Below are 895 nucleotides of genomic sequence, written 5' to 3'. Positions count from 1 at the left end.
AATTAGAAATTTTTAGAGGACTTTGGAAATTCAAGTCTAACACACAAAAAATTTGGGGTGTATTAGCATTCTTATCTTTTGTAACAGCTATTGAGGTTGTATTAGGTATTTATAAGCCTGATGTATTAATGGGAAGCATTTTAGGTATGAAAGGCCTTAACTGGATCTTTATTATCTTAACCATTGTAAAAGCTTATTACATAGCCTGGGATTTTATGCACTTACGTGATGAAACCAAAGGCTTAAGACGCGTAATTGTATGGACAGGTGTTTTCTTAATACTTTACTTAACCTTCATTTTATTACAAGAAGGTGGTTACGTATTCAAAGTTTATGACGAAGGTTTTATAAAAAGAGATTTTTAATAAAACAAACCATTAACATTCAAGCTATAGCCACAGAGCAAAGTATTGAATGCTAAATGTTAAAATATATAATAAAAGGTGGTTATAATAACCACCTTTTTTATTTTTGTATAAATATATTTTCAACCCAAAAAAACAGGCAATGAATTTAAAAAAAGTAGGCAGATACACTATTTTGGGTGTTTTATTTTTTCTTCCAGTAACCTTTTTATTGCTACTATATCCTGCAACACACAATTATAATCCGTTAGATATTGTAAACGAAAATGTTATTGAAATAAGCAATTTTTCATCAACTAAAGAAACGCATGTAACATTAAAAGATAACATTACCGTTTTAGGGTTTTTAGGCAATAAACCAATGCTTAAAACTACCACAGCTTCAAACTTAAAAGAATTAGTTTACGATAAGTTTAAAGGGTTTAAAAAATTTCAAATAGTAATAGTTTTACCAAACGGAACAGAAGAACAAGCTGAGCAACTTAAAAAAGAAATAAGCCAATATGAAGATTTAAAATATTGGCATTTTG

At 28.6% G+C, this 895-nt stretch carries 1 protein-coding gene and 1 pseudogene; both read left to right on the top strand.

Features of this window, described 5'->3' with window-relative positions; all coding sequences use genetic code 11:
• Positions 1-365: cytochrome C oxidase subunit IV family protein (locus FUA24_RS00290; RefSeq protein ID WP_148539584.1), on the top strand; the 365-nt coding region annotated here is incomplete at its 5' end.
• Between the two features lie 142 nt (positions 366-507).
• Positions 508-895, top strand: a pseudogene (locus FUA24_RS00285) (hypothetical protein); the annotation flags it as partial.

The organism is Seonamhaeicola marinus (assembly GCF_008085455.1).
This window is presented reverse-complemented; position numbering and strand designations above follow the sequence as displayed.